Origin of the sequence: Acinetobacter sp. YQ_14 (assembly GCF_043102985.1) — a bacterium.
GTDB lineage: Bacteria > Pseudomonadota > Gammaproteobacteria > Pseudomonadales > Moraxellaceae > Acinetobacter > Acinetobacter venetianus.
The window spans coordinates 176,006-194,383 of the sequence record NZ_JBICJJ010000002.1 but is presented as its reverse complement, the minus strand read 5'-3'; the positions used below and the strand labels follow the sequence as shown (position 1 = coordinate 194,383).

Sequence of the window (18,378 nt, the reverse complement as noted above, 5' to 3'; positions counted from 1 at the left end):
CGTCCTATGTGATTCAATCATAAGACGGCACTCGATGTATTTTTTTACTGACTCACGTGCATTCAGACTTCAATTGATACTGTCTTCCATGCGGTTGATATTCCCCTTTACTCAAACAACGCATTCCTGCATAGCTAACCAATAAGCTTTGATCATATTTGTCCTCATTGGCAAAGTAGTTTAACAAAAGCATCACATTGTCAGTCATTTGCTTATCTTCACGATGCAGCATACCCAATGCGAGACGGCTCGTTTGTCGGTAACGCTCCTTGTATTTAACGGTATTACAATTGTTGCCTATCCCTCCATCACCGACAATCTCTCGCCATTTATCAATCACTGCTTGTCCTAGAAAAGTATCGTTCTGACGCTTTGAACCGTTATAGATGAATAGCAGATGAGCATGGAATCCTTTGTCCTTGCCTTGCTCCAGTTTAAGCACATATCCTTTTAATTCAGCAAAACACCCCTGCTGGTCCTTAAGAAGTTGTCTTAATTTCTGAATATGCTGATAAAAGTCCTGTAAACCAATCTGGCCATGCTTCTCTTTTGTATAACTTAGATCAACACGAACCAATAGTAGCTTGTGATGATCGTTGATGATGGTTTGCATGTAGGATTGTATTGATTCGCGATTACGCTGTTGCTGTTCTTTATAACGTTGCAAATGCTCCTTTACCTTTTCGCGTTGACTCAAAATCAACTTTTGTAACTGATTCACTTGCTGTGCATCCAATGTACTCATCTCATCGTAAATACGTCCATCTAGCATCTGCTCAACAGCCTGCATCAGTATGACAAAGATCTCAATGGTTGCAGCATAGCTGAGTGATTCCTGATGGTACTGCTTGAAGCGTACAATCAGTTCTTGGAGTAAGTGTAGGAAGACAGCATGTTCAACATAGTGGTTAAGATTAAATTCAATGAAGTGATGTATATCGGATAATACGGAAGCTTGATGAATGTGGTCAGAGAGTCGCATGAGTATGTTCCAATGAAGGTATGTCATATCTCAAAGCAGTAGAAGTATTTTTTTATTGTAGTTCTTACCAATAAGAATTCAGGATATGTGTAGATTCACATGCGATCTTAAGGATCACATGTTCATCATCGATTTAAATGCTTAAGTTGATTTGAAGTCTATAACAACAACTCACCTAGTGGTTGAGTTGTTGTATGTATGATGTCTACTAAGTAATTAAGGTATAAGAGAATAGATATATCATTAATAATACTATTTACCGACTTTAACGATGTCGTAACTGTCTGCACATCACCGTATAAAGACAATTCTGATACGTGCTGAGCATCGATGATAAATCAAAAAAATAAAAACGAGAGTTAAGCGGAAAAATAAACTCTTCACATTGATCAATTGATCATTTTAAAGCTTTAGGCTTAGATGACTTCCTTCTTGACTTATAGTTTTCCCGCCCTCTGATCACACGCTGTTTTAAGATCAATTCGGATGGTAACCAGTATAGATCTCGATGTAACGCCAAATAAAACTCCATATGTAAACTTCTTTCTATTTCCTTTTCTATTTTCTTACGATCACTGACGGGGTTATAAAACAATTCTTCACCCAAAGCTTGAAAACATAGATACTCTTTAAAGTTAAACTTTAGCTCGTTCGATTTATCCCAATTTTTATACGGGCTTGCAACGGCTTTTTCCAGAGCTTTATTCAACTCATCACGTAGCTCTTCTTGTCTTGCAACATAACGCTGATCCATAAAAAACATAAGACTCACATACGCCTTACATTCCTGATCCTGAGATGATGCGGATTGCCATGCTCCCCAATAACCACGGATGGCTTCTTTAGCAAAATCCGTCCTAGACAATAAATCTATCCCTTTCGTTAAAACTTCATGAATTAAATCGATTTCAAGCTCGGAATCATTGGTTAGTGCAAACTCAATATCAACTACAATATCTTTCGTTTGATTACTACGGCACTGGCGGCTATAGCTTACTAAGTTTTCGTACGAATTCTGCCTCGATCTTATTTGAGTGCTATACCAATCTTTCAATGTTAAATTAGATTTAGCAGGCCTATTTATTTTCTGTTCAAGTAATTTTGTGAGTTTTTTTAGAAGAATACTAAAAAATTCTGGTTCAGGTTCAGCTTTTCCAAACATTTCAAAGACTGCTGACTGTTTAGCCCTTATTTCATCAATTCTCTTACGTAGATAAGGTACTAATTCATTGATTGGTTTTAAATAGACTAAATTTATTTCATCAACTAAAGCATTGTAAAAATGGTACCGGTTTAGCAAAGGCAAAAGAAGACCTGGTGTTACTGCTGAGATCTCCAAATACTCAAATATTATGACAAACAGCCCAACTCTAAGCCCTAAATATTCTGCATTTAGAATTAACTCTCTTCGCTTTTGCTTATAGGCTTTATCTATATCAGCAATTACTTTGCCTATTTCAGTTCCACTTTTCACTGCGGAACCATCACTTACAACAAAAGCTGGGATCTTCCATTTCAAAGCACATAGAACCATCAAATCAATTTTATATAAAAGCTCCTGTAAATCGTTTTCTTCAGGATCATCCTTATCCAATAAAAAACTATAAAAAAGTTTAATGTCTTTTTTTTGTTTGATTAGAGGCTTACTTAGTCCCAACGAGCGTTCCCAATCATATTGAGATTTAATCATCACATCACGATGTAACATTGGTCGGGATTTGCGTTGATTTACCTTTTTATTCTGATCTTTATCAACTTTATCCCTAATAGTGCAGCCAATCGCATCTAAGTGTTGATCTGTATTAGCTTGAATTGTTTTTAAATAATAATGCCCATTAACATAATAATTTAACACTGTACTGATGAAATTTTTATAACGTCTCGAATCCTTGGTAACAACACCGATGGTGAATCCTCTACTGATTAGCTCAGGATTAAGGAATTCTGCTGTAGGCTCAATTCCATTTCCTTGTCCCTCTAAGTGTGTGAAAGCTTCTAGCCATTTTTTTTCAAGTCGTTTAGCCAGAGTTTTTGGCTGTAACGATTCTGCTTGATCAAATACAGCAATATAGGAATATTTATTTAAATTTGTGCTGTAGTCAAACTCCAACTTTCTCAATTGAAGCACTAAATTTGGAAAATTCTCAGCAACTTTTTCTTGATAATATGCAAAATGGTTTTCCATTAACTCCCAGTCGATACCCGATCCGAGTTGTTCTGTTTTATAGCCAAAATCTAAATACAATACTTTCACAGAACTATTATTCACAAACACTTGATCAAACAGGACTTGATACTTCTGAGTCCGCTGATCATATTCACCTATATCAAATTTTAACTCAGTTAAGAATGCTACTAACTTAGAACGCCAAGATATACCATCTTTAAAACTTGCATAGTTTTTCTCAATAACCCAGCCTATTAATTCACTTACATGCTGACTAAGCTTTAGATATCTCTCGCCCAGTTCAGTTGTGATCATTAAGTATGGTTCATCATCACTAATTAAAAAGGCTGTAGGATTCTTTCTCATATACCCCATCAATTGAGAAATTTTTTCTTCAAAATTCTTTAATTTTATTCCTTTTAATTCCTCTCCATGTGTTACTCGAAGTATCACTAGTTCTAATGTCACAATCATTTTTTTTAAAATCTTTAATTCATCTTGTCCGTCTTGACTATGATCCAACCATATTCGGTTAAGTTTAAAATCAATAATAGAAATAAGCTCACGTTCTCTTTGTTTATATGATTTATTCGTAAAATCCACACTAAAACCCAATAAATTCGCTTATTACAATTTTTTTAGCATATTTTTTCAAAATAACAAAATTTGAGCAAAAAAACTCTGAAAAATATTTAAGAGTGGTATCACTTTATTTCTTTGAAATAAATATTTTGAACAAGGCACCATTTCCAGTGTGAAAAAAAAGACCATGTGTAGCTACATGGTCTTTTTATTTACGTTACTTTTCACGTATAAATAAGCAAAAAAACAGAACAATTAATGCACAGTAATTTTATAAATCCATCTATAATTTTCAGTTAATCCACCCAATATACTGACCGATTTACGTAGTTGTAGAAGCTCTAATCTTTGCTACTATAGGAATATTCCATCCAATATTTTGCAGTATGTCCACCACCCAACTCTCTCTAAATGAGTATCTAACAGCAGTGCAAGAAGTCATTCGCATGACCTTCGATGAGCCTGTATGGGTAAAAGCTGAGATTCGGAACTTGAGCATTAAAAGTGGGCATTACTATCTTGAGTTAGCAGAAAAAGAAGAAAATACAGACAAGGTTATTGCAAACTGCAAAGCAACAATCTGGAAATTCACCGCCGTAAAAATAGTGATGAAGTTTGAGCGTGAAAGTGGCATTGACCTGTCAAAGGACTTAAATGTTCTGATTAAAATCAAAGCTCGTTTTGATCCCCAATATGGTTTTTCAGTCAATATAGAAGACATTGACTCAAGTTTTACGCTGGGTGATATTGCTAAACGTTATCAGCAGATACTGGCCCGTTTAACGACTGAAAACTTGGTCAATCTAAATAAATCACTCCCCACACCTTTTGACATTGAAAATGTATTAGTCATTGCACCAGAAAATGCAGCTGGTTTAGGTGATTTCAAAAAAGATGCAGATGCACTAAATAGAGCTAATATTTGTCACTTTATATATCACACTGCAACCTTTCAAGGTAATACGGCCGCTAATAGCATTATGGAGTCTTTAAGCTCAAGTCTGCGCCAATGGGCAAAAAATTATACAACCCCACCTGACCTCATCGTCATCATACGAGGTGGTGGAGCAGTCAATGATTTAGCTTATTTAAATGACTATGATCTAGCTGCCTTACTCTGCAAACGAAAAGTACCCATTTGGGTCGGTATCGGTCATGAGAAAGATCGAACCATTTTAGATGAAATTGCACACCGATCTTTTGATACCCCAAGTAAAGTGATTGCAGGAATACGTAATCTGATTTCAGAACGATCTCAGGAGGCAATCGATTTTATTCAGTCCATCAAACTACTCTCTCAACATCAAATTTCAGCTTATCAAAGTCAAAATGATCAGTTGATGAATATCATCAAAACCCATGCCCAGAATCAAATAAATACAGCGCAAAAAAATCTTGAATTAATGAAGTCAACAACGCAGTATTTTGCTCAGCAACAACTTAAACTTGCTTCTACTCAAATCGACACATTGATGAGAGAAACCCTGCTACAAAACCCTAGAAATGTTCTTGCCAAAGGTTATGGAATTATTAGAAGCGATAACAAAGCAATTCGTTCTGTTCAACAAGTCGGAGCAACCGTTTCAATTGAAATGCAAGATGGCTTTATTCATGCCGACGTAAATAAGGTGACTAACAATGACTAATAAAGAGTTAAGTTTTAAAGAAGGTTATGAGTTACTCAAGAAAAATGCAGCGTTGTTAGAAGATCAAGATGAGCCAGATATTGATAACCTTATGAAGATTGTTGAGGAATCAATGTCTGCCTATAAAGCTTGTAAAACACGAGTCGATGCTGTTCAACAAGCTTTGAATGAAACGTTTAAGGAATAGCATTCCCCAATCGAATGATGTGATCACAGCCAATACACCCAAATTTCTCCATCAATGTCTTTGATTGGAGACTTAAACTGGTTAATTAACTTTGCATCGCTATTTTTATTTATCTAAATCACTCTACTTCAGCCAAAATTCTATGATTTTTATGAAGGCACAATATTGGACAGTGAATAAGCCCTTGTAAAAAGGGCTTATTTAGATAGGTATCGGAGGTGGTGTCCTCCAAAATTAAGACATAACACATTGTTTTTTACGATATGACTTAAATTTAGTGTTCACCATCAAACTGCCAATACACTTCACCCCAATCTTGATTTTTAATCTCAGGTAAGATTTCACCTTGTTCAAAGTATTGACGTGAGTTTTCCTGCGCAACCGTAAACCAATAGCCCGAATGCGTCGCTGGCTGACCCGCCCGAACATTCGCAGGTCGTACAAACGGATTCATTGCTTCTCCCAATTCTCCCCCACTATCGACAACTTTCTCAATCAGCGTCCATGTACAGGGAGCCAAAATACGTGAACCTGGATATTCAGGGTCATTTTCAGGTATACGGGTTTGACCAGCTTGTCTTGACTTAATTTGTAGTCTAGGAAAACTATCGGGTAGATCAGGTAAATAAAATCCTGTTTGGGGAATTTCTTCACCTGTTTTCATCTTTACATTCTCATTAAGACGATAAATGGGATAGCTTAATGGCGGAGGGGTCACTGGGTCATATTTAAAAGAACTATCATGTGAACCAATCTGAGAAAAATAATGGGTTAGACTGCCAGGTGCCCATTGTTGAACCGTATGTTCAATCGCTTCAGCAAGTCGAGCAGCCTTAAATAATAGGTATTGATACTTTCCAGCGGCTTTAGGTTCAACCTCATCCATCCAGTTGACACTAAACTCTCGTTGTCCATTGACGCTAGCCCTTAAAGAAAAACCGATATAACAACTAAAGTCATTATTGAGCCGTTGAATATAGCTCTCATTCAGCCATTCCATCGTACTCCTAAAGTTGGGAATCACACGCTCCCCCCAAACAATATCAGGCTGTTCTGGTAAACTACGATTACGATAGTCTGGGGGGAGATCATTCATAAAACGATCCAATAAGCTTTCCAGATAGTCCAACATCTCTTTCCAAATGTCCCGAATCATTTTTATTCGTTCAGGTTTCAGAAACTGTTCCATCACATAGATATCATGTGCAATCAGAGGAGTAGGATAGCTCATTGTTATCTCCAATTATTTGTGAGTGTTGGAATACCGACCAGATTAGCGCCTTGCCCAGTATTCAGACCACTATCGTAGCCCCAATTGGTTGGCATCCGCTGGCTAACATAAGCTGCATTTAAATCTTTAGGATCAAGCACAATCTGCTTACCTCCACCTTCTAAGACATAACCTTTTAATTTATCAAGCTCCTGAGAGGCTGCGGGCCCTTCCCAGACATTTAGACCACCTTTAGGTACAGTATAGGTCACATATTCTCCATTACTATTCCAGTTTGCCCATACTGCAAATTTACGTCGCCAGTCAGATTTACTCTTGAGTTTGTCAAACTCAGCCTTACGCATCCAACAAATACTATTATCTGCAGAAGTCGGGTCAACTACCCGATATAGTACTTCACCCTCTGGAATTGTTACGGCTTTAATTTTCTTAGTAGCAAAGGTGGCATAAGCATCCTTAAGTGGATGCCATTCGCCCTCTTTAACTGTTGGATTGAGGTCTGGAAAACCTTTTTTACTCACCACATTGATGGCTTCTTCTGCTTCATGTGGTATGTCATCGGTTTTATCTACCCAATTAGGCTTATTACTCTTAATTGATGCTATTTCAGCAGGCTCACCAGGTTTATTCATTCGAGTAAAATTATTTCGATCTACTGTCGCCCTAAAAGCATTGTCTGCTTCGATATCAAAACGTCTTGCTGTACGCTCCAACATATTCTGCACAGGGGTAATAAAATCACCCATCTTCGCAGCTTTACTACGTACTTCTTTTACATCCCTCATCAATGCATTAGTTTTAGCGACCATCTCAGCGCCACCCCAACGATTTACATAATCAAGTAACTGCTGTAAATCCTTGATACGGTCATCAAAAGGCTTCAACAAATTCTTTGTATTAAGCTGTCCTTTCACAGTACGCAAATTTAAAGCAATTTCTTTATAAACATTCGTAATGTTCATACTTTTTAGAACTTTTTGTACTTTTGGATTAGCGATATGTTTCTTAACTTCAGCAATACCGATCTCGATTTGTGGGCTGATAATTTGGTAAAAATCGATCTTTTCCCCAGCTTTTGCAGCGAGTTTATATATTCTTTTTTGTACCATTTTAAACAGGATTTTAAATATCCCTTTAAACAATGACCCAAGTACTGGAAATAAACCAATTAAAGTAATAATAAGACCAACCCAAGCCCATACATTACTATCATCTTCTTTGATTTTTTTACAATTCGCACAAATATCACGTACGTCGCAGATTTGATCCACCACTGGAATCATTGAAATAACCGTACCAACTGCAATTTGTGCAGTACTTTGATCTTCAGCAAAGTCCCCTTGTAAAACAACCCAAATCCATTCAGCTGTAGCCTCTAAACTTTGCATCCCGCTATTAACCAAACGTTTTGGTGCAGCGGCATACCATGCTAAAGCATTTTGTAATTCCTTATCCATGATCAGACATCACTTTTAGAGTTCGTAGTTAAATTAGTAGTGCTCTCTTGAGACTCTGTGGTAGACAATTTTTCAATCAGCTGACTAAATGGTTCCCATGGCTTATCAGGCTCTGACTTTTTTCCCTCATACTCAACTCTTAGTGCTTTATCTGGAACATTCTCATGGTGGGCCTTGCCCAGTTCATCTAATCGTCCTTCAATTACTTGGTTATTTTCAAAAAATATTTTATAACCTAGATTCGCAAATGGCGTTTGATCGACATCTACATACTCTAAAGCAATCCAATTCTTTTTCTCAAATCGTGGCAATGCAGGAACACTCAAATTCACATTTGCCCCGCCCATAAACAAATGCTGCCCCGCCTTCACCTCAAACTTACCACCCGTGGTCGGGAAAATACCTGAACCATTCAGCTTGATTTGTGAACCGCCTGCGGTAATCACAATTTCTTTAGGGCTTGTAATCTCTATCCGATCTTCAGTCGAAATGATCTGAATGCCCTGCTTGGCAAGTAAGTCCATTCCATCAGACTGGGCATGCACTTCAAATTTACCTTTGGCAGCCACCTGTTTGATGCCATTCTGTGCGGCAAACAGGCTAATTCTGTTCTGGACATGGGCAACCAGATTCTTTTGTGTACTCAGGTTAATGCTATCCCCAGCAATTTGATTGATCTGCCCATCCGCAGAGAGATGGATATCTTCATTGGTGCTCAGACCAATCCCCGCAGGTGAATTCAAGAGTAATAAGGCTTTTTCAAATCTTGCGATCTTCTCTTGTATCTGATCTGCAAAATCTTTCAATTGATCTAAAGATTCAATTTCATCAGTTTGCTGATTCTTGGCAACTTCACTTAAAGCTTTAGCATTAGCTTGATTGCTTTCAAGCTGTTGCTTGGCAGGTTGGGCATCAAGGTGATCACTCTGTGCTTGTTCTTGGGAATGGGTACTGAGCAATAAACCTTGTCCAGCACGTACAGCGCCCCATTGATCTGTTCGCAGTTCAAAACCTTCGCCTCGATCTTTACTTTCAGCTTGGTCTTTTGGATGGCTGAGTTTGCCGAGATTGAGTTGACTTGCTGCATGGCTACTTTGCAACTGCGCGCTGATCTGTCCAGTGGTATCATCAAAGCGCAGCTGGTTAAAACCTTCCCCTTGAACTTCTTTGGATTTAATCCCTGCCAGCTTTTTGGTATCAGGTAATTTGCCCGCATTATCAAATTTGGTTGGGCTGCGATGCGACTCATGTATCCGTCCTGTGACAAATGGACGGTCTATGTTGCCATCAAAGAAGTTAATGACCACGATTTCACCAATTCTTGGCAAGAAGCGTGCGCCATGCCCTTCGCCCGCCCACGGGGTTAGAACATCAATCCATGCTGAATCAGTATCGTTGTCATTGCTACCCGCACCACCATCATGCTCATGGTCTTCATTTCTTGTGAATAGGAATCTAACTTTTATCCTGCCCCATTCATCGACATGAATTTCCTCATCACTTGGCCCAACGACTTTTGCACGTTGTGGTGAGGTTATTGGGCGATGTTGCTGAGGGTTGTATTCAGGAACAATCGGGATATTGCGGCGTTGTAAAATCAGTTGATTGGCTTGGCGTTCTTCAGTTTGAAGATTCGGCTGCTTCCATTGACTTTGGCTGATCAGCGTATGAACTTGTTGTTGTAAATCTTTAGGTAGGTTGTTCTGATTGTAATAGCTTTTAGCCGTAATCAGAAACTCTTGGTCTACACCCGTATGTTGATCTATCTCTGGATGTTCAATCAGTTTAAACCAATACCCTACTTGGCTATCTCTTACAGTGGTGTTGGCAATAAACTGTTTGGCTTGGCTGTCATGGTAATGGCTTAAGTTTTGATTGAGTTTTTCTATTTGTGGATTACCTGATGCAGTGGCTCCATCTGCTTCATTGAGGTCTTGCATCCATGCAGGGGTAAAGTGCCATGCGTCTTCTAGGCTAAGGCTATTGTTATCATAACTTTCACTGTGTTGGTGCGTACTTTGGACGCTGCCTGCCCCATCCACTTGCTCTAAAGCATCGGCTTGCCAACGTTGGATGTGTACCGCGGTGGGCTGTAAGCTTCTCTGTCCAATCAGACTGGTCATACTGTCGTATTGTTCGGTGGCACTGCTACGGTGGTAACGAATGTTTCTCCGAGCTAAAGCTTGATATTGGCTGTTATCATCAATCAAACGGAGCTTTTGTGCTTGGATTGGAGTCTGATTATTTGGCACAATCAGTTGGTCTTCATCAATCAACCAGTTAATGCCTTCGCTTCTGAGTAAGCGTGTAATAAAGTCATAGTCCGTTTCATTTTGACTCATGATAAATGGTCGGACATCATAGTCTTGGGTTAAACCACTTAAATCAAGTGTAAGACTAGATGCAAATAATGGACTACGCTGTTGCCACTCTTTGAAAATGACTTCAAACACCTCTATTACACTTTTATTCATAAACACACGGCTATTTCTTCGTTTATGCCAGAGTGCTGTAGGGTCTTGTAATACCAGTTTGTATAAGGTCAGGCTTCCATCAGATTGCCCTTGTTGGGCTTCGGTAATAATACCTGTTGTTCTAAAAAGCGTTCCCGTATCTGTCACCTGATCTACGGCAACCTGACAGCCTATAAATTTTTTTAAAGGAATCGCTGCATGGGTCGATAGGCAAATTAATTCGGCTCTTACACCTTCGTTGATTTGGTGTAGACCATCGATACGTTGCAAAAACACTTGTGTGTTTAAATCAGGATTTGAAAATAAAATATGCAAAGCACGTTTTTGTGCTGTAAGCCCTAAACTGTCTAAGGCTTGAAATATATTGTTCAACATCTTGTTATAGGCTTACGCTTAAATTTAGTGCATTCTACAAAGTATAAAGCCACTCTGTCCATACAGTTCTGTCTATTTATGACAATTTACGTCACATATTTTTTTTATGCTTGCCTCAAGTGCATTCCACATTTTAAATTCTTACTTCTCATAACCAATGATGAAAACTAACAAACATTTTGTGGGGGACGATTGGGGGATTTTTTCAACAAACCTAAAACAAAAAAATTAAATATCAATATCTTGATCAAAAAATATGAATCCCTCTCTCGCCAAATATACTTTCTATAATATCTCATAGAGTCCTAAAAGCTTAAATCTAAAGGGTTTAAGCTTTTTTTATTGCCTTATGCTTTCCAATAAATACTATTGAATCCTGAGATGGTTGGGGGTATAACTGGGGGTAAAATAATTTACCCTCATTTTTATCCCCCCAAACTTTTTACAAGTGACGTAAAAGAATAAATTTGAAAAAAATAAGTTATATTTATTTTGCAGGCTGACCCCATTGATTTCGTTCTGGCTTTGTTTCACTGACCATCCAAATAAGGAGAGGAATAAGACCAATAATCGTAAATGCAATTAACACCCACCATCCTGAACGATCAACGTCATGTAAACGTCGTACACCCACAGCAAGACCTGGTAAAAAGAATGCCAAAGAGACTAGCCCAGAGATCGCATCCATTCCGCTATCACTTATTCCAATTATGCCGAAGACAACACCTAGAATAAAACCAACTAATATTTGAAACAGATAAAAGTACCAATATTCTTTTCTACGCGCACGACCTGAAAAATTGACATAATTTCTTAGACATTTCATTGCCCAATCAAAAAAACCATAATTTTCTTCTTCATCCAGTTGGCTATTAGTTTGCACTTTAGAAGATAACTTCTCTCTTGCGGTCTGCTGCGAAAAACTCACTAAATAGATCGCCGTTGCCTGCCCTAATTCATTCACGACAAAATCAACTTGTAAATCTCGTGCAGGTGCCAATTGCTCTTTCCATTCAGAACCAAAGAAGCTATAACGTTTTCCATCCTCCCCTGAAATTGATCCCTCATCAAGCTGCGCATTAAAAGTTAATACTGTACCTTTCATTATATATTACCTATTGATATTCAAATTTATAGTTAGGATTCAGAATATTAATCGACTCAATAATATATAAAAAGAAATTTCAGACAGTTCTGTCTAGCACTATAAGAATTAGATGAATTTGAGGGAGCTGATTATCAAGGCGTTCCTATCACAGCCTATTTAAATACAGATGGACTCATTGACTCTTATGTATATGTACTCATGAAAAAATAATTGAGATTGGCGAAAATCTAACATTTAAATTAAATTTATCTGTTTGCTCATTTTTTCGCTTGTATTTTTAATTAGATTCTGTAAAATTCTCGCCACGTTGCCGGCATAGCTCAGTTGGTAGAGCAACTGACTTGTAATCAGTAGGTCCACAGTTCGAATCCGTGTGCCGGCACCATTTCCTACCTTTTCTTCATCATTTCTTCAAAGTGCGAAATATTTGGATTTAACACATCCCATTCATTTGCATGACTGACAAAAATCTCTGCTTTCGGTTGATACATATTTGGATCATCGAGTGTTCCTGCACGTATAGAAATCATATCTGGTACAAGCTCCGGCAAGCCAAACATCTGTGAACCGCAGTTTGGGCAAAAAGCGCGGCGTATGGATTTTCCAGATGAACCTAAAGATTCAAAATAGTGTAATTCGCCTTGAATATTGAGTTCAGATTGCTGAAAAAATGCAATCGGCGCATAGCCTCCACCTGTAGCTTTCTGACAGTCTCGACAATGACAATTAAATTGATAACGTGGTTCTACATCCGCAGAATAAGTCACAGCCCCACATAGGCAAGACCCTTTATATTGATTTGGCATTTTATATTCACTTTTTAACTGCACTTACTTGAATATAGCGCACTAAACCATCTTGATAGAGTTTTCGACACAACTTGGCAGTCATCTCTATTTTTAATTGAGCAAAGTCGAAAGCTTTTTTTTGCATTTCTCTTGTTTCGATATATCGAGCGAACCCATCAAACACAGGCTTTGAAAAATCCTGAATTTCAATTTCAGTAAAGCCATGTTCTACTAACGCATGGTCAAGTTGCTGCTCATTCATCATATGCTGCCATTTCACATCGGCAGCTTTTAATAAATATTGATAACGTTGCTTCTGTGCATAACTACAACTTTGCCAAAGATCAGCCCAAACTAAATAGTGAAAAGCTAAACGTCCTTTTGAATTCAAAATAGAATGTGTGGAACTAAGAAATGAATTCAAATTGCTGTGATATGCAGCATCAATACAAATCACGGCATCAAATGAATTTAAAAAATTGATTTGTTTTAAATTCAAAAATGAATCGCAATATATGGCAACTTGCGGCAATTGTTTTTGAATTCGTTTTACACAGTCGGATTGCAGCTCGACGGCCGTAAGATTTTCGATTTGATAATGTTGCAACCAATGCAATAGGCTGGCACCTTGTCCACAACCTAAATCTAAAACGCGATCAGATTTTTTCAGCTGAATTGAACTGGCGATTTGATCCGCTAAATGCTGACAAGCGAGAGGATAATCATGATATTGATCATGCCAATATCCGAGATTACTCCAAGCAAGCACGGCATCATCACCTAGTCGTTTAGCATCAATTGCATATTTATGCCCAATAACTTTTTCGATCAATGCCTGCTTGAAGTTGGCCATTTTAGTAGCCGAGTTCTGGTGCAACTTTCACTTTGGGTTTTAAACCAACAAACGGAGACGGCGCACCTAAAATCTCAGAAATATGCATTGCTGAGGTCACGGCTGATTCTAAAATTGGCAAACCATCACATGACCACGAACCACAATAGAATACTTTACGGTTCTGTTCTAAATGGCGCTGCTGGATTTGTTTGTTTAAAGCTACCGTCTCAGAATCCACAACTGCACGTGTAAGTTTAACTCTGGAAATAACTTTTTTCGGATCAATATCAATCACTGGACACCATGTTTGGAACACAGCATTTTTACCGACCAAACTTGGTTCGATAGCATTAATCCATACCGTGAATTGTTGACGGATAAATTTACGATCCATCATGTAGCTCAACACAGCCCAATCTTTACGGCGTGGTGGCATCACCACTGGATCGGTATGAATCACCAAATCACCCTCTTCAAATCTAAACTTTCTCAATAAAGCCAGATCCTCAGCGAACTGTGGTTGTTTCAAGAAATTTTCAATCACAGGCGTTGGTGTTGCAATCACAACACGGTCAAATAGCTTTTTCTCACCTTGACCATTTTCAACTAAAACTTTATCACCTTGTTCTTCAACGTTTTTTACAGGCGAACCACTGAAAATATGAATACCATCAATCAGACGATTTACCAGTGCAGGTGTTCCACCTTTCATCCGTAATAGTGCTTCACCTTCAGTGAGCTGACGAATGAACTCAAGCAAAGGCTTGGCTGGCCACTCACCAATGGTTTTTGGGTGACATGTGCAAATTGTATATAGCACAGGCATCACCGTACCATGCCAAAAAACTTCCTCAATATGATATTGATTCATGAATTCAGCAAGGGTGATGTCTTGATTTTCAGATTTAAAGAACTGATTCACCGCTGTTTTTAACTGCAACATGCCTTTGACTAAGCGCCAACCATATTGCTGAATGCCTTTACGGTTATTGATAATTGGAAAATTACCGATACGGCTACGTGAAGTCGTCAACCATGTATCTGTTTTATCTTCAAATAACCAACTGCAAGCCATAAATGTACGCACTGGAAAAGTTTCAATGCCCAAATAACTTGCCAAACTTAAGGTATTTTTCCAAAGTTTCGGATTCATCACCCGCAATGGAGCATCAATTATGCCACCATCAAAATCAATACTATGACTATCCATGCCCCGACCAGCGAGTGCTTCGAATATAGTAACTTTATGTCCTGCATCATGTAGGATTCTGGCGGCAGCGAGTCCTGCCATTCCACTGCCAATAATTGCAATATCCAAAATTTATGTCCCATCAGTTGATGATTTTTCTTGATTATGACTGATCCTTAACTCAAACGCCGTATTAAAAAATACCAGATTCAGTATTAAAGTCAGACTTTTGTCGTAATGCTGTTGTTCATTTATTGTTACATTTTAGAATACTGCATTTTTTAAGCTTAAACACATGAAAAAATTAATTTTATTAGATTATTAATCACAAAAATATACAGAACATTCTTTATTTTTCCATTTTTGCGGCTTGAAAGGGTTTGCAAAGCAAAAAATTAGCGCTATTCTGATTAAACAACAATGAGAAAGCAGTCACATAATAAACTGTACAATAATAAGTGACCTAATATTAAAAAAATCAATAGAGGACCTTATAGCGAAAGCCCATAACTCTAAAGGAGTTATGGGCTTTCTTATATTTATCAATGACTAAGTGGAATAATGAACATTAACTTTCCATCACACCAAACTTACCGTTATTGAAATCGTTGATTGCATCAATGATCTCGGCTTTGTTATTCATCACAAACGGACCATAGCCTTCAATCGGCTCATTGAGTGGCTGACCTGTTAAAATCAAAAACTTACTGTTTTGCGTCGCTGTCACAGTAAAATCAATATCTTCACGACTTAAAACAACTAAACTTGGCGCTCCGATCACCTGCTCATTTAAAGTGACTTCGCCAGACAGTAGTACAAATAAAGTGGTATGCCCTTCTGTCACATAAAATGTATGAGTTTGCTCAGCACTTAATGTTCCATCCCAAACATTGACTGGACTGAATGTGGTTGCAGCGCCCGCTTTCTCTTGATATTGACCAGCAATAATACGTAACTCACTGCCCTGATCATCTAAAGCAATACGCTGTATCTGCTCGGAGTCAATCGCTTGATATTTTGCTGGGGTCATTTTGGAATGCGTTGGCAAATTCACCCACAACTGCACCATTTCAAATAAACCACCTTGCTGTGCAAACTCTGGCGAATGAAATTCTTGATGCAAAATACCACCACCTGCGGTCATCCATTGCACATCACCTGCTTTGATCGTTCCGCCACCACCTGTCGAGTCTTTATGTGTGACTTCACCTTGATAAGCGATTGTCACCGTTTCAAAACCACGGTGTGGATGTGAGCCTACGCCATGTTGTGCTTGAGTTGGCTCAAAGCGATACGGCGCTGCATAATCCAACAGTAAAAATGGACTGATGCTTTGGCCTAAACGATCATATGAAAACAGGTTATAGACAGGAAAACCATCTCCAACCCAATGCATATGTTTGTTTTGATAAATACCAACAATCTGTTTCATCTATGTACTCCTATAAGGTAGAAGCTTTGATCTTGAAATTCATTTTACGCTTGCAACGTTTCAGCTTATAGCTACAGGATCACAACACATTATTCTAGAAATAGGACAATCAACTTTTTGCTTTTATTCACTGAAACATTTGATCAAGATCGTCCTATTTTTAGTATTGTTAATCTCGTTTATTGATCTTCTGGCTCATGAAAATTTTCAATAGCATGCATCTACAAGGTGTTTCATCCGACTCATCTTTTTTAGAAATAAATGCAAAAACATGAGGATAAAATCATGAGCCAAGACTATATTCGTTTAGATAAAAATAATGCCGCGGTGTTATTGGTTGATCACCAAACTGGTCTATTGTCCCTCGTTCGAGACATTGATCCTGATAAATTCAAAAACAATGTGTTGGCACTGGCTGATGCTGCGAAATATTTTAATCTACCAACCATTTTAACCACGAGCTTTGAGAATGGTCCCAATGGCCCTCTTGTCCCAGAACTTAAAGACATGTTTCCTGATGCACCGTACATTGCTCGTCCTGGTCAAATCAATGCTTGGGATAATCAAGACTTCGTTCAAGCCGTTAAAGCGACTGGCAAAAAGCAACTCATCATCGCAGGTGTTGTGACCGAAGTATGTGTTGCTTTCCCAGCGTTATCAGCGCTTGCAGAAGAATTTGAAGTATTTGTCATCACAGACGCTTCAGGCACATTCAATGAACTCACCCGTGATGCGGCATGGGATCGTATGTCAAAAGCAGGTGCTCAATTGATGACATGGTTTGGTATGGCATGTGAGCTACATCGTGATTGGCGTAATGATATTGAAGGTTTAGGTGCATTATTCTCAAATCATATTCCTGATTATCGCAACCTGATCAATAGTTACAATCAAAATACCTCGCAAAAGTAAACTACTTGCACAATCAGCTCAAAATCGTTAATGCTATTTTGAGCTGATTACTCACGACAGGATTTATCGACCTTGATTAATTCATTTGATGATTTCTATTACTTTTATCTCGTTGTTAAACATGGCGGATTTAGTGCTGCAAGTGAGGCTGAAAATATCAGTAAATCAAAACTCAGCCGTCGAATTATTGATTTAGAAAATAAATTTAATGTCAGCCTAATACAACGCACAACACGGCATTTTAAGGTGACTGAATTAGGCCAAGAATTTTATGAAGAATGCTGCAAAGTCATTGCTCAAGTGGAATGTGCCGAAAATGTTTTATTAAAACAAAAGAGCGAGCCACAAGGTATCGTAAAAATCAGTTGTCCGCCGCTGATGATGCATTTTCAAATTCGAAAAATTTTAAATCAATTTCTTAAAACCTATCCCAAAGTCGAAATCTCACTAGAATTAACCAGTCGCCGTGTGGATATTTTGCATGATGATATTGATCTGGCAATCCGTACCAATTTCGAGCCAAATGAAGATTCCAGTTTAATTGTTCGTGATGTAATTAAAACCGATCATTGTCTAGTTGCCGCACCTGAGTTGCTACAAGGGCACACCATTTTGGATGCATCAGAATTACAAAATTATCCAAGTATTAGCTTAGGCAATCAAAAGCAAAATTATCTTTGGCATCTGTGTAATACACGCACTGGTGAAACCATGGAGATTCCCTATCAGCCTCGAGTGAAAAGTAATGATTTGGCAGGAGTTTACTATGCGGTTGCCGATGGTTTAGGGATTGCCGATCTACCTTTTTTAACGGTAGAAGCTGACATTCGAAAAGGTCGACTCATTCATATTCTACCTGAATGGAAATCCAATATCGGAACCTTACAACTGGTTTATGGCTCAAGAAAAGGACAGCGATTAGTCGTGGAAAAAATGATTGAAACCTTGGTTGAGACCTTACGACGCTTACCCGAAAGTCATAAGGGTTATCTCGCAACTTAAAATAAAAAAAC

General features: G+C 38.2%; 14 protein-coding genes and 1 tRNA gene. 5 read left to right on the top strand and 10 right to left on the bottom strand.

Features of this window, described 5'->3' with window-relative positions; translation table 11 throughout:
• Positions 1 to 52: 52 nt before the first annotated feature.
• The gene (locus ACF8D3_RS00880; protein WP_392469585.1) at positions 53 to 982 is read right to left on the bottom strand and encodes an inovirus-type Gp2 protein; all 930 of its coding nucleotides are present in this window, start codon (positions 980 to 982) and stop codon (positions 53 to 55) included.
• Between the two features lie 397 nt (positions 983 to 1,379).
• Positions 1,380 to 3,752: a hypothetical protein gene (locus tag ACF8D3_RS00875; RefSeq protein ID WP_392469584.1), complete on the bottom strand. Its 2,373-nt coding sequence runs from the start codon at positions 3,750 to 3,752 to the stop codon at positions 1,380 to 1,382.
• A 365-nt stretch (positions 3,753 to 4,117) separates the two neighbouring features.
• On the opposite strand from ACF8D3_RS00875, the gene xseA reads away from it, so the two are divergent.
• Together xseA and xseB are read left to right on the top strand one after the other, a co-directional pair.
• Complete coding sequence (gene xseA, locus ACF8D3_RS00870) at positions 4,118 to 5,377, top strand: exodeoxyribonuclease VII large subunit (RefSeq protein WP_392469582.1); 1,260 nt, start codon at positions 4,118 to 4,120, stop codon at positions 5,375 to 5,377.
• A complete protein-coding gene (gene xseB, locus ACF8D3_RS00865; protein WP_392469581.1) occupies positions 5,370 to 5,564 on the top strand; it encodes an exodeoxyribonuclease VII small subunit in 195 nt (64 codons plus the stop codon). The genes xseA and xseB overlap by 8 nt, the downstream gene beginning before the upstream one ends.
• Before the next feature lie 274 nt (positions 5,565 to 5,838).
• On the opposite strand, the gene ACF8D3_RS00860 is transcribed toward xseB, so the two are convergent.
• The 4 genes from ACF8D3_RS00860 to ACF8D3_RS00845 form a co-directional block, all read right to left on the bottom strand.
• The gene (locus ACF8D3_RS00860; protein WP_392469580.1) at positions 5,839 to 6,795 is read right to left on the bottom strand and encodes a hypothetical protein; all 957 of its coding nucleotides are present in this window, start codon (positions 6,793 to 6,795) and stop codon (positions 5,839 to 5,841) included.
• 2 nt (positions 6,796 to 6,797) lie between these two features.
• On the bottom strand, positions 6,798 to 8,252 hold the full coding sequence (locus ACF8D3_RS00855) for a hypothetical protein (RefSeq protein WP_392469579.1): 1,455 nt from the start codon (positions 8,250 to 8,252) through the stop codon (positions 6,798 to 6,800).
• Between the two features lie 2 nt (positions 8,253 to 8,254).
• Positions 8,255 to 11,101, bottom strand: coding sequence for a type VI secretion system Vgr family protein (locus ACF8D3_RS00850; protein ID WP_392469577.1), 2,847 nt, complete (start codon positions 11,099 to 11,101; stop codon positions 8,255 to 8,257).
• Positions 11,102 to 11,588: 487 nt separating this feature from the next.
• Positions 11,589 to 12,206 (bottom strand): DUF805 domain-containing protein, encoded by a 618-nt coding sequence (locus tag ACF8D3_RS00845; protein ID WP_061519930.1) that lies wholly within the window; start codon positions 12,204 to 12,206, stop codon positions 11,589 to 11,591.
• A 312-nt stretch (positions 12,207 to 12,518) separates the two neighbouring features.
• Between ACF8D3_RS00845 and ACF8D3_RS00840 the strand changes: the two genes are divergently transcribed.
• Positions 12,519 to 12,594 (top strand) — tRNA-Thr (locus tag ACF8D3_RS00840).
• A 4-nt stretch (positions 12,595 to 12,598) separates the two neighbouring features.
• On the opposite strand, the gene ACF8D3_RS00835 is transcribed toward ACF8D3_RS00840, so the two are convergent.
• The 4 genes from ACF8D3_RS00835 to ACF8D3_RS00820 all read right to left on the bottom strand — a co-directional run bounded on the left by ACF8D3_RS00835 (position 12,599) and on the right by ACF8D3_RS00820 (position 16,453).
• Positions 12,599 to 13,015, bottom strand: coding sequence for a GFA family protein (locus ACF8D3_RS00835; protein WP_004877962.1), 417 nt, complete (start codon positions 13,013 to 13,015; stop codon positions 12,599 to 12,601).
• Positions 13,016 to 13,022: 7 nt separating this feature from the next.
• The gene (locus ACF8D3_RS00830; protein ID WP_392469575.1) at positions 13,023 to 13,850 is read right to left on the bottom strand and encodes an SAM-dependent methyltransferase; all 828 of its coding nucleotides are present in this window, start codon (positions 13,848 to 13,850) and stop codon (positions 13,023 to 13,025) included.
• Position 13,851: 1 nt separating this feature from the next.
• Positions 13,852 to 15,150: an FAD-dependent oxidoreductase gene (locus ACF8D3_RS00825; RefSeq protein ID WP_392469574.1), complete on the bottom strand. Its 1,299-nt coding sequence runs from the start codon at positions 15,148 to 15,150 to the stop codon at positions 13,852 to 13,854.
• A gap of 439 nt (positions 15,151 to 15,589) precedes the next feature.
• Entirely contained in the window at positions 15,590 to 16,453 is an 864-nt protein-coding gene (locus ACF8D3_RS00820; protein ID WP_392469573.1) for a pirin family protein, read from the bottom strand.
• 285 nt (positions 16,454 to 16,738) lie between these two features.
• Here ACF8D3_RS00820 and ycaC point away from each other — a divergent pair, with 285 nt between their 5' ends.
• A complete protein-coding gene (ycaC, locus tag ACF8D3_RS00815) occupies positions 16,739 to 17,365 on the top strand; it encodes an isochorismate family cysteine hydrolase YcaC (RefSeq protein ID WP_007482753.1) in 627 nt (208 codons plus the stop codon).
• Positions 17,366 to 17,437: 72 nt separating this feature from the next.
• Positions 17,438 to 18,367 carry a LysR substrate-binding domain-containing protein gene (locus ACF8D3_RS00810; protein ID WP_392469571.1) on the top strand — a complete coding sequence of 310 codons (930 nt, stop codon included), beginning with the start codon at positions 17,438 to 17,440 and terminating at the stop codon, positions 18,365 to 18,367.
• Positions 18,368 to 18,378 lie beyond the last annotated feature (11 nt).

What these genes read in the sequence shown, in the direction of transcription:
- ACF8D3_RS00880 (WP_392469585.1), bottom strand. Translation starts at nt 982, where the DNA reads ATGCGACTCTCTGACCACATTCATCAAGCTTCCGTATTATCCGATATA.
- xseA (WP_392469582.1), top strand. Translation starts at nt 4,118, where the DNA reads ATGTCCACCACCCAACTCTCTCTAAATGAGTATCTAACAGCAGTGCAA.
- xseB (WP_392469581.1), top strand. Translation starts at nt 5,370, where the DNA reads ATGACTAATAAAGAGTTAAGTTTTAAAGAAGGTTATGAGTTACTCAAG.
- ACF8D3_RS00860 (WP_392469580.1), bottom strand. Translation starts at nt 6,795, where the DNA reads ATGAGCTATCCTACTCCTCTGATTGCACATGATATCTATGTGATGGAA.
- ACF8D3_RS00855 (WP_392469579.1), bottom strand. Translation starts at nt 8,252, where the DNA reads ATGGATAAGGAATTACAAAATGCTTTAGCATGGTATGCCGCTGCACCA.
- ACF8D3_RS00850 (WP_392469577.1), bottom strand. Translation starts at nt 11,101, where the DNA reads ATGTTGAACAATATATTTCAAGCCTTAGACAGTTTAGGGCTTACAGCA.
- ACF8D3_RS00845 (WP_061519930.1), bottom strand. Translation starts at nt 12,206, where the DNA reads ATGAAAGGTACAGTATTAACTTTTAATGCGCAGCTTGATGAGGGATCA.
- ACF8D3_RS00835 (WP_004877962.1), bottom strand. Translation starts at nt 13,015, where the DNA reads ATGCCAAATCAATATAAAGGGTCTTGCCTATGTGGGGCTGTGACTTAT.
- ACF8D3_RS00830 (WP_392469575.1), bottom strand. Translation starts at nt 13,850, where the DNA reads ATGGCCAACTTCAAGCAGGCATTGATCGAAAAAGTTATTGGGCATAAA.
- ACF8D3_RS00820 (WP_392469573.1), bottom strand. Translation starts at nt 16,453, where the DNA reads ATGAAACAGATTGTTGGTATTTATCAAAACAAACATATGCATTGGGTT.
- ycaC (WP_007482753.1), top strand. Translation starts at nt 16,739, where the DNA reads ATGAGCCAAGACTATATTCGTTTAGATAAAAATAATGCCGCGGTGTTA.